Raw genomic sequence first — 2,387 nt, 5'->3', positions numbered from 1 at the left:
CCGCCGAGCTTTTTATCGACGTACATGGCGCAAAGTTTAGGTTGATCAAACCCCGTCTGGAATTTATTGGCGACCAGCATCACTTGATAATCGTCGGTATCAAAGGCAAGGCGCATATCGCGTTTTTTTAACGCCGGATTCATATTTCCTTCGGTAAACTTCTCACCAACCAATGCATCTGCATTTGGATCATCTGATGAAAAGCCAACTTCACCGGAAAACGCCACCATCGCGCGAATATCATCGTATTTGTGTTCAGTCACGTAACGGTCAAAGGCAAGCTTGTAACGCACCGCTTCCTTACGTGAGCTTGTGACAACCATCGCTTTAGCCTGTCCGCCAAGTGAACCCAGCACATTCGCTTTAAAGTGCTCGATAATGACCTGCACTTTCTGTGCAATGTTGTAATCGTGCAGGCGCACCCACTGATTAAGCTTTACCTTAGCTTTTTTACTATCCACTTCACGGTCTTGCTCTCTTACTTTCTGTGCAAGTTGATAGGCAACTTTGTAACTGGTGTAATTTTTCAATACATCCAGAATAAAACCTTCCTCAATCGCCTGCCGCATACTGTAGACGTGATATGCCTCGGGTTTGTTGGTTTTGGAGGCAGGCATGCTTGGGTCTGGAAGGCGGCCAAACAATTCAAGGGTTTTCGCTTTGGGTGTCGCAGTAAACGCAAGATAGCTCAGATTACTTGATGCCTTACGTGCAGAAATCGTCGCCCCTAGCATCGCTTCTGCCGAAAGTGTCTCATCCTCCTCTGAGGATTCCAGCATCAACACCTCTTTCAACTGACGGGCCGTCGATCCGGTTTGAGAAGAATGTGCTTCGTCTGCGATCACGGCATAGTTGCGTTCCTTCAGACTAAGGCTGTTCTCAATGGCTTTGAGTACATGGGGAAACGTCTGAATGGTGACGATAATGATCGGTTGTGCCGCTTCCAGTGCAGCGGCCAGTTTTTCAGATTTAGAACCTTCACCTTCACGATGATTAATCCGCCCGACCACCCCGCTCGCATGCTCAAACTGATAAATTGTGTCCTGTAACTGGTCATCCAGAACGGTACGGTCCGTGATGACAATGACGGAATGAAAGCGTTTGTTTCCTTCGTCATCGTATAGAGATGAGAGCTGGTGGGCAGTCCAGGCAATAGAGTTGGATTTTCCCGAACCTGCACTGTGCTGAATCAGATACTTTTGCCCGGGGCCTTGCGTACGAGCATCGCTTACCAGACGTGAAACCACATCCCACTGATGATAACGCGGGAAGATCATGGATTCTTTCTTGGATTTTACGCCCTGCCAGTCCTCTTTTTCTTCAATCTTCAAATGAATAAAGCGTGCCAGAATCTTCAGCAGGTTATCCGGTGCCAGCACCTCCCGCCATAGATAAGCGGTAGCATATTCATTGGGATCTTCCGGAGAGGTGTTGCCCGCAGCACCGTCTGGCTTCCCTTTGTTAAACGGCAGGAAAACGGTGTCTTTACCGTTTAAACGGGTGGCCATGAAAACATCGTATTGGCTGACCGCAAAATGAACCAATGCACCACGTTTGAAGGTTAGCAGCGGTTCCGGCTTATTTGTTTCCGGGTCTTTGGGCAGACGTGTGGTTTCATATTGTTTGATCGCATTCTGAACCGCCTGTTTAAACTCAGATTTCAGTTCCAGCGTTGCGATAGGTAAACCATTTAGAAACAGTACCAGATCAATCCGCCATCTCTTGGCGCGTTTACCCGTCTCAATCAGATGCGCTTCCGTGGCATAAGGGCTGTAAACCAGCTCAGGAACAACACGTAATGTGTTCTGTTCATAGCGAGAGAGTGTATCGGGGTTGAGGTCGTGGTCTGGTTTAAACTGACAGAGACGAAAGCGGGTGCCGCGATCTTTCAGTTCATGTCGCAATACCCCTAAGGTGCCGAATGAGCGCAGGGCTTTATCATCCGCATTAGGGTCCGCTTTATTCAGCTGCTTGGCGACAAGATCCAAAAAATGCTGTTCGGTATCATGTGGGTAGAGTTTGCAGTATTTATCCCACTGCGGTTTTTGTGTGTCTTTGACGAAGTTAAGCAGGTCTTGCGTATAAAGTGCCCGCGTCCGATCGTAACCACTGGGTGAACCGAGCTTCCAGCCATTGTCGGTCAGCTCTTGAATAATATCGTCCTGAAAAACACGTTCTTGTGTGGGATTCATACCGCTAATCCTTCGCTAAATCCTAATCCTAAATACGACTAATGCAGAGAAAATATCTCTTAAATAACAGCAGGTTAATAGCTGTTTGTGATTTTTTGCATTAGCTCTGTGCGTAACACTGCTCTATCAATTCTTTGGTTCTAGACAGATCCGTAGTGTCTCGCACGTTCACCTCAAGATCCCCTGTCCCCCAAT

1 protein-coding gene is annotated in these 2,387 nt (G+C 47.6%); it reads right to left on the bottom strand.

Going from position 1 to position 2,387, the window contains the following annotated elements; translation table 11 throughout:
* The coding region (locus ABYW01_RS19505) for a type I restriction endonuclease subunit R (RefSeq protein WP_372836031.1) at positions 1-2,192 on the bottom strand (2,192 nt) is incomplete at its 3' end.
* Positions 2,193-2,387 lie beyond the last annotated feature (195 nt).

It is taken from the genome of Pontibacterium sp., assembly GCF_041587635.1.
GTDB lineage: Bacteria > Pseudomonadota > Gammaproteobacteria > Pseudomonadales > Balneatricaceae > Pontibacterium.
This window is presented reverse-complemented; position numbering and strand designations above follow the sequence as displayed.